Annotated in this window: 9 protein-coding genes; 1 reads left to right on the forward strand and 8 read right to left on the reverse strand. The window is 60.3% G+C overall.

All coding sequences use genetic code 11. The annotated features are described in order from the left end of the window. Positions 1–171: 171 nt before the first annotated feature. Entirely contained in the window at positions 172–1497 is a 1326-nt protein-coding gene (locus tag ACLH0J_RS17025; protein ID WP_411388228.1) for a sigma 54-interacting transcriptional regulator, read from the forward strand. Between the two features lie 104 nt (positions 1498–1601). On the opposite strand, the gene ACLH0J_RS17030 is transcribed toward ACLH0J_RS17025, so the two are convergent. The 8 genes from ACLH0J_RS17030 to ACLH0J_RS17065 all read right to left on the reverse strand — a co-directional run bounded on the left by ACLH0J_RS17030 (position 1602) and on the right by ACLH0J_RS17065 (position 12942). Further along, complete coding sequence (locus ACLH0J_RS17030) at positions 1602–2906, reverse strand: hypothetical protein (protein WP_411388229.1); 1305 nt, start codon at positions 2904–2906, stop codon at positions 1602–1604. 50 nt (positions 2907–2956) lie between these two features. Beyond that, positions 2957–3706: a hypothetical protein gene (locus ACLH0J_RS17035; protein ID WP_411388230.1), complete on the reverse strand. Its 750-nt coding sequence runs from the start codon at positions 3704–3706 to the stop codon at positions 2957–2959. Between the two features lie 36 nt (positions 3707–3742). Further along, positions 3743–4420 (reverse strand): C39 family peptidase, encoded by a 678-nt coding sequence (locus ACLH0J_RS17040; protein ID WP_411388231.1) that lies wholly within the window; start codon positions 4418–4420, stop codon positions 3743–3745. A gap of 63 nt (positions 4421–4483) precedes the next feature. After that, complete coding sequence (locus ACLH0J_RS17045) at positions 4484–5188, reverse strand: heme utilization protein (protein ID WP_411388232.1); 705 nt, start codon at positions 5186–5188, stop codon at positions 4484–4486. Between the two features lie 66 nt (positions 5189–5254). Next, the gene (locus tag ACLH0J_RS17050) at positions 5255–5818 is read right to left on the reverse strand and encodes an adhesin (protein WP_411388233.1); all 564 of its coding nucleotides are present in this window, start codon (positions 5816–5818) and stop codon (positions 5255–5257) included. Between the two features lies 1 nt (position 5819). Then, complete coding sequence (locus ACLH0J_RS17055) at positions 5820–6167, reverse strand: hypothetical protein (protein ID WP_411388234.1); 348 nt, start codon at positions 6165–6167, stop codon at positions 5820–5822. 432 nt (positions 6168–6599) lie between these two features. Further along, a complete protein-coding gene (locus ACLH0J_RS17060) occupies positions 6600–7595 on the reverse strand; it encodes a FecR family protein (protein WP_411388235.1) in 996 nt (331 codons plus the stop codon). A gap of 187 nt (positions 7596–7782) precedes the next feature. Further along, on the reverse strand, positions 7783–12942 hold the full coding sequence (locus ACLH0J_RS17065) for a dermonecrotic toxin domain-containing protein (RefSeq protein ID WP_411388236.1): 5160 nt from the start codon (positions 12940–12942) through the stop codon (positions 7783–7785). Between the last annotated feature and the right edge of the window lie 177 nt (positions 12943–13119).

A 13119-nucleotide genomic window follows, 5' to 3' on the forward strand; every position in this document is an offset into this window, starting at 1 on the left:
TATGGCTTAGCAGTCGAAAAATAGCGGCCTACTTCAGACTATCCTTATAGCGAAACGGTACAAGCGCCGCGTCAAGGTCTTGCTAGTGTAACTGTCAGGCGTCACAAACCCTTGTTTATAAATAACTTTATCGCTAAATAAACCCAGCAATTTTGACGCCAAGGATTAGTCATGATTGTTACACCTGCGCAGCGTCGCTTGCTTGTGGTCGACCCCTGTGACGACTGCTACGCGCTATTACCCGGTTTGCGCGCCGCCGGCTGGGAGGTTGACAGTTGTGCGCTGGAGTCGGTGGGCGACCGTTCCTGCGACGTGGGCCTGCTGCGTTTGCAGCCCTATCACCTTGAGCGCCCCGAAGCGGTCAAGGAGCTGATCGGCCGCAGCGGTACCGAGTGGATTGCGGTGCTGAGCCAAGACGTACTGCGCCTGCAGAACGTGGGCGATTTTGTCTGCGAATGGTTTTTCGACTTCCATACCTTGCCGTTCGACGTTGCCCGCGTGCAGGTCACCCTGGGCCGTGCGTTTGGCATGGCGCGTCTGCGCGGCAAGGGCTACACGCAGGTGGATGAACCCGAGCATGAGTTGCTGGGTGACAGCCGACCGATTCGTGAGTTGCGCAAATTGTTGTCCAAACTGGCGCCCACCGAATCCCCGGTGTTGATCCGGGGTGACAGCGGCACCGGTAAAGAGCTGGTGGCCAAGACCCTGCATCGCCAATCCCAGCGCCACGCCAAGCCGTTCGTGGCGATCAACTGCGGAGCGATCCCGGAACATTTGATCCAGTCGGAATTGTTCGGCCACGAGAAGGGCGCGTTCACCGGCGCCCATCAGCGCAAGATCGGGCGTATCGAGGCGGCCAACGGCGGGACCCTGTTCCTCGATGAAATCGGCGATTTGCCGATGGAGCTGCAAGCCAATCTGCTGCGTTTCCTACAGGAGAAACAGATCGAACGGGTGGGCGGTAGTCAGCCGATTCCCGTCGATGTGCGGGTCTTGGCCGCGACCCACGTCGACCTGGAGGCCGCGGTGGCCAAGGGCGCCTTTCGCGAAGACCTGTATTACCGTCTCAATGTCTTGCAGGTGGTCACCGCCCCCTTGCGCGAACGGCATGGCGATATAGCGATGCTGGCCAACCATTTTTCGCGTTTCTACAGCCAGGAAACCGGACGCCGCCCGCGCAGCTTCAGTGACGATGCGCTGGTCGCCATGGGTGAGCACGCCTGGCCGGGGAATGTCAGAGAGCTGGCTAACCGTGTGCGTCGTGGCCTGGTGCTCGCCGAAGGACGCCAGATCGAGGCCGCTGATCTGGGATTGCAGGGCGAACAGGCAATTTCGCCGCCGATGGCTACACTGGAAGACTATAAGCACCGCGCCGAACGTCAGGCGCTGTGCGATGTGCTCAACCGGCACAGCGACAACCTGAGCGTCGCGGCCCGCGTCCTGGGGATTTCCCGGCCGACGTTCTACCGGTTGCTGCACAAACACCAGATCCGCTAGGGCGGGTAAACCGAAAAGCCCCGCAACGACCCTTATCGTTGTGGGGCTTTTCCTTGTGTCCAGACACACCACTATGGCGAGCGGGCTTGCCCCCCCGCCCTCACTCAAAAGTAATACGGAAACTTCAAGCTAAACGTAAAGTCCGGCGCATCATCCGTCATCCCAATCGCCAGGTTTGGCACGATGGTCAGGTTCTGCGATGCCGCAATGGTCATGCCCACGTTGAAGTAGCCCGCGTTGCCATCGCTGGACACCACCGACTGCCAGTCGCCGCCATCCGGTTTGAGCTTGCTTTTGCGTTGCACCAGGTCGGACACCGAGAACGACATACTCATCTTCTCGTTCAGCGCGAAGGCAACACCGACACCCAACTGGAAGCTGTCACCCAGGCTGACCTTGCCACCGACTTTCTGGCCGGCATTGGAGCTGATATCGCTGAAAGAGTCCTCGAAGTTGTGGGTGTAGGACAGCGAACCGAACAGAACCGCCGGGTCGAAGGTCTTGACCAGGGAAATGCCCGGTGTGACCGACCAGACGCCGTTACCCGTGGGCAGGCTTTCCGGCACATACAGGTTGCTGTTGTTCTGCGATTCGATCAGCTTGATGCCATAGGGCTCTTTACCCGTAGGCGCCTTGACCCGTAACGATACGACCGCATCCGGCAAGCTGTCGGTTTCGTCGAGGAATTTGTAGGCAATGCCGAAATTGACGTCGCCGATGGTCGGGTCGCGGGTGACCGAAGCTTCCGAGGTGGTGGTGCCGCTGTTGTTGGCCCCCCCGGATTGGTACGTCGATTCGCGGTACACCACCGGCACGTTTATATCGAACTGCCAGCGGTTATCGAGGTTGTAGCGCCCGGTCAGGTCCAGGGTCCAGTTATCCGCCTTGATCCGGTCCAGGTTGATGTTACCGAGGAAGATCGAGTCCAGCGCCAGAAAGCCGTTGAGGGTCAACTGGCGCGCATCATAGTGGGCGTAGGTGAGGCCCGTCTCGAAGCTGAACTTGCCATTGCCGAAAAAGCCGCTGGCCTCGTTGTAGAGGTTGCTGACGCTCTGCGCGGGGGTCGAGTCGTCCTTGAGGCTTTGCCCGTAGGAGCTGCCGCCACCGGCACCGCCCGACGCTGCACCCGCGCCAACCCCTGGCGCGCCCGCCACCGTGGTGCCTTTTCTGAGGTCGGCGGGCGATTTGACCAGGCGCTTGGGCGCGGGCGTCGCCGGCTGATCTTCCACCTGACGAACCCGTTGTTCCAATACCGCCAGCGCTTTTTGCTGCACTTCGTAGCGCTGTTTGAGTTCTAGAAGTTCCTGTTTCAGCGTTTCAATGTCGGCATCCGGCGCGGCATACACGATCGATGCGGGCAGGAGTGTACTCAAACAAATCACGGCACGTAGTGATAAAGATCGATGCATGAAGTCAGCCGTCCCATTCTAACTGCGTAAGTGTCGTGGCTCAGCGTAGTTCAATAACCGATCGTGCGTAGGCCCTTGAGTTGATCTAAGTTAAGGTTTTGCGTGATGTTGTTAAGGCCGTTGTTTCCCATTACTACGTTAAGTTGGGTCAGGTTATTGATCAAGTTGCTGTTGCCCTGGATCACCGTGCCTTGCAGGACGTTACCGCCGCCGATTTGCTGCACGACATTGCCCTGATTGTTATTGGCCAGGAGCGACATCTGCAGCCCACCGTTCTTGGCCGAGACGCTGACTTGGCCGGCGGCGGTACTGCCGGTAATCGTTTGGCCGGCCACCAGGGCCTGCCCGGATTGTGCGTAGTTCGCCGGCGCCAGGCCATTTTGTGTGACGTTGACATCAACCGCGTTGTTGGCGGTGTTGCCATCACCGGCAGCGCGTACGCTTTGGGTGACGCCTTGGCCGCTGCCCAATCCAGAGCCGCCCACGACCGTGCCGGTGCCGTTGGGTTGTTGGGTGACGCCGTCGCCATCGCTGCCAGTAATCTGCACGTAGAACTGCGGCGTGACGGTCGATTTGTCGATCTGCATGCTGGCACTGCCTGTAACGGTGGCCCCCGCAGAGTTCGTCCAGGTGCTACTCATGACAATGCCGAAACTGATGATTCGCCCGGGCATCACATACCGACCGCGCAGATTCGCCATTTCCGAATCCTTGAGTTCGATGGGCTTGAAGGCCGTTGATGCGTAAGCGGGCATTGAGGCTGCCAGGCACATGACCGTCAGCCAACGGTAAGTGTTCATCGTGTGCTCCTGGAGCGTCCTGCTCCTTGTGCGCTTCTAGAAGAAGTCGCTTTGGATGAAACCGAAATCCATCAGTTCGCTGTCGCGCACCGGGCTGAACTCGTTCAGTTGATTCTTGGCGGTCAACGGCGTGGGCGGGGAGAGCAGGGCGTTGGTCTTGTCGTAGCCTTCACCCAGTACGGCAAACACAATGCCGTTCCAGCCCTTGATGAAATCGTCCTTTGTATAACGCTTGTGGCCCAGCACAGGGTCGCCGATATAGACCCAGTCCTTGTCGGCGCGCTGCAACACGACAAAGTGCTTGTAGCCGCGGATCTCCAGCAGCACCACAACGGGTACTTTTACGGTGATAAGCACTTCAGGCGTGATGCGATAACCCTTGGCCCGCATGCCGATGCTTTCCAGGTAGCGCTTCATGTCGAGCATCGAGAAGCCCTGGGTGCGTACCAGGTCCTGGTCGGCGTTGACCAACATGCCCTTGATGACGTGCTCTTCGTCCACATCCATCCAATAGGCTTGACGCATGATGGTCGCCAGTGCGGCGGCGCCACAGCTGAAATCGGTTTTCTGTTCCACCAGGTTGGAAAACTTGCGCTCGCGAATGCTTTCGACCTTTTTATAGATCACCCCACCACCGGGAATAACCACGCCCATTTGGCCTGCCCAGGTCGGGCCGGTGAGTGCTAGCAGAAGGAAGGCGGCAACGAGGCGCATGATCATATGACCTGTTGGACACTGGAATGAAAAAGGGCCTTGTTGCCAAGGCCCTCGTCAGGATCAGAAGCGAGTGATGGATTGCACGACTACGTTGTTCTGACCTTGGTTGTTGCTACCCGACAGAACGTTGGAGTTCGACACCCCGGAGCTGTAGTTCATCGAGTTGTTCACGCTGGCGTTGTTGACCACAGGCTTGGTGCTCCAGCCATGGCCGGTGGACAGGTTGAGGGTCAGGTTGCTGGATACTTCCTGCACGCCATTGACGGTTGCGAGGCCGCCATTACCTGCTTTGTTCGACTGAACGACAGTGCTGTTGCTGGCTTGGTTGGAAGTGCCCGCTGCAGCGTTCAACTGAATGATGCCCGACGCGTTGTTACCGCTATCGTTGAGGGAAGCATTGTTTTTGGTGCCTTTGTTGATCACCAGGTTACCGGTGTTCGATTGTGCGGAGTTCACGGCGGCGAACACGAAATCAGCATCGGCGGACTGAACGACTACGTCGTTTTTGCCTTGGTTGTTGTCACCGCTGAGAACGTTGCCGTTGGCTACGCCACTGGTGTGGTTGTACGACTCATTGGCCGACGCGTTGTTTTTGGTTTTGTCATTGATCACCACGTTGCCATGGTTGCTTTGACCGTCATTGGCGGCTGCGGCAGCGACAGTTGGCGGTTGTGGATGATAATTAGGTGGACTCGCTTGAGCAGCAACAGCCATGAGAGCAGCGAGAGCGAAAGCCAGTGGTTTGAGAGCCATTGTAGGTTTCATGGTGTATCTCCTTGCTTCTATTAGTTGGTTAAGTGTTGGTACGGTCCAGCTGTCGACTCAGCTCCATCAGTTGAGTCGTAAGTTCAGGGTGTTAGCCACTCGGTTCCCCACCCCGGCGCTCTGGGTGACCTGTACCACTCCACGGCTGCCGGTGAAGGCCTGGTCGCTGGTAACGACCTGGCGGCTGCCAGTGGTAGAGATCGACCCTGAGTCTGTTGCAAGCGCAACGGTCTGTTGCGACATGACACTGTCATCGATGCTTTGCGGACCGGCATTGATGCTGATTCGCACGGCATTGATAGATTGGTTCTGGGCCCCGGCCGACTGATTGACGCTCAGTACACCGCTGCCATTGCTGAATGAGTTGCCCTGAATGGCCGCCTTGGCGTCCAGCGAGCGGTCGGCGGGAGCACCGCTGCTTTTCTGGGTGATGGCGATATTCGCCTGGGCGTTGCGGCCTACCGCGATGACGACGTTGTTGCTCAGTTGCTGCTGGTCGCCAGCGGCCTGGTTGATCGTGACCACGCCGTTGTAGTGCGTGCCCGAGTTATTGACGATCGCGTTGTTATCGCTGTCGGCCATCGCAGTGGCGCAACCGAACACGGCCAGCAGCATCCAGGAATGGTTCATTTCAACGCCCTCCTACCATGCTGCCGACACTGTTCAGCGGGGCGAGGCCGCTGGAGAGTGCGCCATTGATTGTGCTCGAGAGGCTGCTGCCACCGCTGTGGCTGGCGGCGCTGCCCGCGCCCAGGCCGATACCGGCGCCGTTGTTGTCAAATCCGGGGAGGTTGCCGCCAGGCAGAACGGTACGTGTGATGCCGGTGCCGCTGGCGATGCCGGCGATATCGTTGTCGTTCAGTTCGGTGCTCGATGCCCGCAGGATCAGCGCGGATGGGTTGGTACTGGCGGTGACGGGGCTGGGGTCGGAGCCGGAGGTGCGGCCATACATATGGCCACGGACAGCCCGTTCAATCACGATCTCACCGTCTCCTGCCGCAAGCGCTGGCAGGCTTATGCTGGTACTGAGTACGCAACTGATCAGGAGCAGGTTCAATGAACCTTGAGTGTGAGTGACCACGGCACTATTTCCTTTTTTCTTCGCGCTGACCCTAAACAGCGCTGTCAGGGATAGAGCAGAAGCCGTGCCGCTTTTGATTTGTCGAGGTTATTCATGGGCTTATCGTTATGGTCGGGCAAGGCGATGCGCGCACTGTTTCAGGGATGAAACAGTGCGCCTCGCAGCGCTATATACCCGGCTGCTGCACAACCGCTTCACCCGGTTGTATCAGTGCTGTAACACCGTGCATGACGAAACGATGACACCGCTCAGCGCGGGCCGTTCAGGGGAGCAGGGTGTAAAGGAAATGGACACAACAGGCGTAAAAAAGCCCGAGCCTGGCGGTCGGGCTTAGCCTTTGGGCGCTTTACGGGGGATGGCGTTGAGTACGGGGTTGCCGTCCTGGTTCTGGGTCAGGTAGACCGGCAAAACCTTGGGCAGAGAGGGAATGAGGTTGTCGACCTCATGGATATCGTAGATGCCACCAATACGGATCGCCCCGGTGTTGGCGTCCGCCAGCATCACTGGTTTGTTCAGGTAGCGGTTGATCAGCGGCAACGCATCGGCCAGGGCCAGGTTGTCGAGGATCAGCTTGCCCTGGCGCCAGGCCAGGGCGGTGTCATTGGGCGTGATCGCCCGTACGTGGGGCGTAGCGTCGCCCTGTTGATAGCTGGCCTGCATGCCGGGGGTCAAGGGCACGCTGCCGTGCACCGGGTCGCTGGCAATCTGCACCGAGCCTTCGAGCAACATCACCCGCACCTGGTCTTCGTACTTCCAGACGTTGAACTGGGTGCCCGTGACCCGCACCTGACCTTCGCCAGCCCGCACGATAAATGGGTGAGCGCTGTCATGGCTGACCTTGAAGAACGCTTCGCCCTTTTTCAGCGTGACCCGGCGCTGGTCTTTGTAGTGGCTGTAGACCAACTCGGTGCCCAGATTGAGTTCCACCTGGCTGCCATCACCCAGTGTCACCTGACGTAACCCGTCGGCGGCCTGGAAGCGTTCATAGGAACTCGGCAGCCAGCCGGCTTCCCAGCCGGTAAACGCCGCCAGGGGCAGTGCGGCGAGGCAGATCGCTGCGGCGACTGCGTAAGTGCGCAGCCGGTGGCGGGGTTTGAACGGCACCACCACCGGCGCGATGGCGTTGCGCGGCAGGTGGTCGGCGACGTCCCAGATTTCGAGCATGGCCGCGTATTCAAAGGCGTGTAGCGGGTCCGCGTCATGCCACTGGGTGAAAGCCTGACGTTCGCCCGCGGTGCAATCACTCGCATGCAGGCGCATGCACCAATGCGCGGCGGCATCGGTGATCGCGTCATATTCGGCTTCTGAAACGGACTTTTCGCTCATTTACTCATCCTGATTTCGCACATTCTAACCTCGCGGGGCGGGTAGCGAGAACTGCCGTCATGGCAATTGAACATCAATTGCTACTTATTCTCGTTGGGGATTGCCTAAAAACTCAGAACAATCTCACAGAGGAGTACGAAAATGCCGAAAGAATCCTTAGTCGCATCGTGTGCAATCAGCCTGCGGCTCAGGCGCCTGCATCCAGTTCCCGGCCGAGCTGGCTGATCATGTACGTGACCGAGTCGGCATTGGCCAGAATCGTGTCGATACGCTTGTCGACATTGCTCATGAAGATTCCCCGTGCGTCCTCGAGGGTGCGCCCGCCCGTGGTGCTCAGGACTTTGCTCTTGAGCGACGAGGTCGAGCGATGGCGGCCGAAATCTTCCCATTGCTGGCTGAATTCGTCCCAGGTCTTGAACAGCAGCGTGGCCGGCGTCAGGGTCGACAGCGCGGTGTCGCGCAAGTCGGCAAGGTCGGTCTGCATCATCCGCGCGCCACGGATATCCACATTGATCAGGTCGTGGAACGGCCGCATGCTGTCCAGGTAGGCCAGGTCCTCGGTCAGGGACTTGATGTGCGATATCTCATGAATCAATACGGTCGCCCGCGCATGGGCGGAAATGTTGAATGGTGTGGTCAAGCAGTTCTGATAGACGTCCATGGGCGGATCGAAAAAACGGTCCAGCAAGTAGATCCGGTTGTCGGGATCATCAGGCAGTACGAACGCGAATGTGCTTTGCGGACGGTAGTGATGGGTACCACTGACAAAGCGCTGTGAGTCGGGACCGATCAGGGTGTGGTTGGTCAGTTCATCGAGCAGTTCGTCGATTCGCCGCTCGACCCTTTGCACCTGCTCGGGTGTCAGCGTCACAACGCCGAACAACTCGCTGAAAAACCGCCCCAGCCGGCTGTCGGGGTCCAGACGTGTCGCGAAGTGCAGAAGGTTGCGCTTACAGTTGACCGCATAGTACGTCGCAACATTGAGCGCCTCGTTTATACATTGCGCTTTCCAACTGGATAACGCCGCGATTTCCCGGATGCCCACGGCTTCGATATTGATGATCGCGCGTAGGACGTTCGGGGTGTGAGGCCGCCGGGCGTAGCGACTCAAGGTTTTGCCGTAGCGCGGCTGATGCCGGTCGAGGTCCAGCGTCCACTGGCCCTGGGCATTGCACTGTACATAAGGGCCGTGCTGCTCGCCGGTACTCAGGCGCCAGTGTTCGCCGGCTTTTTTCACCAGGTACACCTTGCCGGCCAACGGCACGAAATGTCGGGTGCCGGTCTCATCGCGGTAAGGGCTGGTGTGTGCGCGTTTTTCCAGGTCTTGCAGGGCCACTTCGTGGCTTTCAAACGGTTGCAACTGCGTGCGCTCCGGGGCGGTCAGATTCAGCTCCGTCAGGCTCGGCGCGTCTGGCGCGGGTGCTTGCAGCCATTGTTCGAGAGGGACGGGTTCCTGAGCGGGCGTCTGCGGCAGCAGCCGATCGAGTTCCTGACGCAAGGACGCCAACTCGGCCACGCCTCTGGCAAAGGTGTTGAGCGCGGGTTGCCAACGGTGTTGCTGCAGGTCTTGCGCGGAGGTCTTGAACAGTTGGTAGCTGCGCCATACCACCAGCGGGAACGCCAGTTTACCGGCCATGAACTGCAAGCCTTTGGGGATCTCCCGCGTCAGCAGGCTGGTCACGGCATCCCATTGTGTCTGGCCCGACGGCGAAAACTGGCAACCCAGCATCTGTTGCAGCATCGCGCTGTTGTCCTTGAACAGTCGGTTCAACAGGTTGCCGCTGATGGGGGATGCGCCGAGCTGGATTTCCGCAAGCCCTCGGCTCCACGGTTGGCTCAGCAAGTTGCGATAGGTGGCTTGGTTGGGGGCTGGCAACTGGCCAACGACCCAGTCCTGGAGTGCGCCGGGGGTGGTGAACTCGTTGAGTAACGCCGCTTCGTTCGCGTACTCCTTGAGTAAATGCCTGGGGCTGTAGGGTGCAAATAGCACCAGCGGCCCGGCGGTGTCGGGTCCCGCGCCTATCAGGTAGCAGCCCAGGGCCAAGGCCAGGGAGGCGCCGGGGGTGGCGATCAGTTCGAGCGGGCGAATGATCGCCGTTGCGCCCTGCACCGCAGCGCGTGCCAGGGCATCGGGCATATCGAAGACTTGCTGGATAAACCCCCACGCCGACGCCGACAGCCGTTCCTGCAGCATGTGTTCGTGGGCGTATTGCAGCACTTGCCAGGGCAACTGCCGACAGAACAACCGGCGACGCTCGCGGCTGTCCTCGGTCTGGCCGTCGAGATGGGTGGTCAGGCGTTGCTGGTAGAGGCTTTTCAGGTCCAACTGCCGGACCAGTTGCACCACGGCGCCGCCGTCCAGCGTCGCCGGCAGTGGCGTGGCGGTGCGCGAGCGGGGCCGGATGTCATCGGCATGCAGGTCGGGCAAGTGCCGCAGGGCGAATTCCGTCAGGGTCTGGGTATTGCCCTCCAGGTCCAGGCGGCCGGGGATCAGCACGTGATCCGGGTTGGTGAGTTGCCCTGGGAAGCGGGCGCTGAGCAGGGCCGAGAGGTTGCTCATGACCTGTTCGCGCAGGGGCGTGATGCTGTGCAGGTAGTCGCGCTCCTGTGGGGCGCTGATGCGGTACTGCTCAAGCAACTCGGCGTGCAGGACTTGCTCATGGGGCCGCGCCATGCCCAGCCATACCGGCAGCGCTTGCTGATGGATCATGGCGCGCGCCAGAGCGATGTCGCGCTGCAGGTTGGTCGGCGGTGCACGGCGGATCAGGCTGTCCATGCAGTCCTGAAAGCGGTTGGCATCGAGTTTCATCAAGAGCAGACAGTCAATTTCATCCCGTGTGAAGTCGCTGTGGGTCTGTTGGCGGTCATGTAGCAGATGCTCGTCGATGCGACGCAGCGGCCCGAGATGACAGGCTTGATGAGGCACGCGCTTGGACACCGGCAGGTTCTCCATCAGGGGCAGGCGCTCCAGGGGATCTTGCAAGCGTCGCTCAATGGCCTCGCGCAACTCCTTGACCGAGGCGAAGGCCTCGAAGCCGCGTCGGGGCGTCCACAGCAGCGCCGCCCCCGAATGAACGGGGTCCAGGCCGCCGCGTTCGGTCAGTACGAAACAATGGGCCAGCGCCACGGGCGCCGATTCGATGCCGATTTCCACGGTCAAGCCAAACGCGTCTGGAATGAATCCGTTCAGGCCGCGGCGCTTCAGGCGGGTCATGCCATCGGCGTGAAAAACGCTGTCGAGTACTGCGAGGTTGGCGGGTGACAGGCTTTTATTCAGGCGCCGCAGTGCGACTTCACCGCTGAGACCCTGCAACATGCCATGGCTCAGATTGGCGCGGTTATTGTCCAGGAGCACGTGTGGCAGCGTGCGCAGGTCGTGTTCGGCGAAGGTGGCCAGGATCGTTTCGATGATCGCATTGAAGCGCGCGGGGCCCAGGTTGTGCAGCTTGTGGGCGGCGCCTTCGCGGCGCGGCCCGTAGAGCCCGGTCAGGGGAGAATCGGTCAGTTCCTCGGCTTGCCGTGCCAGGCGCGCGATGAAGTGTTCGACCATGCTCGAAGACCGTTGCGGCAGGCGCTCTTCGCGCTCGTCGGCGTGGGTGGTGTAGGTATTGATGTAGACATCGGCGGCCACGAGGTCCAAGCGGTTGCGGGCCAGTTCTGCGTCCAGCGCGTGGCTTGCCAGGTCCCGCAAGGTCGGTTGTGTGGTGCGCTCCAGCGTCATGGCCGCCTCGACGCTTTGCAGGCGTTGCAGGTGATCCTTGGCCTTTTCTGCCTGGACCGTGCTCGGGCGGCCGCTGTCGCTGGTGATGGGGTGCACGCTCCAGCGCCCGCCGGCATCCAGCGCCAGCAGGCGGTTGTCGAGCATATGGCGCACGTCCAGGGCGCTGTCGAGCAGGGCGCCCAGGTCGATCCCGCCGGCGCTGCGTCGATACAGCCCAAGGGCGTGCTCCAGGTTATCGCACTGCTTGGCGATGATGTCCTCGACCATTTCCTGGAACACATCGCCGGCGATAGGCTGGCCGGTCACTTGTATGTGTTCCATGCCGATAAACACACTGCGCTCGTCCAGGGACAGGAAGTTGAGCAGTTCATCTTCATGCCCGTCGGCTTTGAGCATGCTCAGCAGGGTGTCCCGCAGGTCGTCGAGGTGCTCGAGCACCTGCAAACCACGCGATTGCGTGTAGAGGTACGCGTGGGTATTGCTCATCATCAAGGTGCTGGCCAGGTCGACGTAGTGCTGGAAAGGCGCATGGACCCGCACTTTTTCGATGTTCAGGTGGCTGGCAAAAGCGCTGCGCGCGGCATGATCCGGAAGGAACAGGGCCTGCAGTGTCAGGCTTTCTTCGGTGGACAGGATTGTGGCCTGGTGCTTGAGCAAAAGGTCGGCGCGAAACGTGTCGCGCAGGCCGCGTGTGAACAGGCGCAGGCGGGACTGGTTGCCGTTGAGTTCTTCATTCCAGTAGGTCTGTAGCAGGCTGTTCAATAACGTCGAGAGAATCCCGCTGGTGTGTTCGACCACGTTGTCCCAGCGCTGCTGGTCGTCGGCCAGCCGGTCCTGGGTAAAGGCGCTGGTGTCATGGGCGGGGTTGAAAAACGTGTGGGTTTGCTCCGCTGGCCAGCCTTGCTGAACGTAAAAACGCAACAGCGCCTCGCGTAACGGTTCCGAGCCGAGCGATTGGCGGTCTTTTTCCGCCGCGGCACGGCTGAAGGCATTCACGCGGGTGTCGCCTTGATTCAAACCGGGGAAATACGGGCGCGCCATGATCCCCAGCAAGGTGTCGAGCATCTGGCGCAGGCTGGGGAGTTTGCGCAGCTCATCGAGCATGGTCAGGGCATTTTTGTGCTGCCCCGCGAGAATGGCGTGCTCCTGGTCCTGCATCACCGCGCCCTGGATCACGGCGGTGGTGAGGGTCAGGTGTGCGTCCGCCGGCAGCCCATCCCGCTCGCCGATAGATACGAACCGCAGCAAATCGTTGCGCTGGCTCGGTTGGGTCAGACGCTTGGTCACGTTGTCGAGCAGGTCGGCGTGGCTGTCGAACAGCTCCAGGCCGCCATAGGGGGTGTAGAGCACGGCTTTGGCGTCGTCGGGTGTCGGGCTCATCATGAAGCTACCCGCCAATGGCAGCGCGGGCTGGTTGGCGAGGTTGACCAGCAACCGTTCCACGCGCATGGGATTGCCGTGTGTCGCAGCGTTCATGCGTGCCGCGTCAGTGGCGTAATACAGCGTGTGCAGCCATTCAAGATCCTTGACCGTAAACCCCAGTTCACGCTCCCTCGGCGTCGGGGTCTTGCGTTTGACGGTGCTCAGGAATTCATCGAAAAAATAGGGCGGGGTGACGCTCGCCATAGGGCACTCTCCAGCGTTGAGGCGATTATGTCGCTTCAAGGTTGGGGGATGGCGGCGGCGTCATGGCGTTACATAACTGAGGCGGGCTGCAAGCGCCCGTTGACAGTGGGCACGTGCTGCGTTGTTTAATCGACGGCCTGGCTTCTTGTCGTTTCTCTTAATTACAAAATCGGAGCT

The organism is Pseudomonas sp. MPB23 (genome assembly GCF_046605395.1).
Lineage (GTDB): Bacteria > Pseudomonadota > Gammaproteobacteria > Pseudomonadales > Pseudomonadaceae > Aquipseudomonas.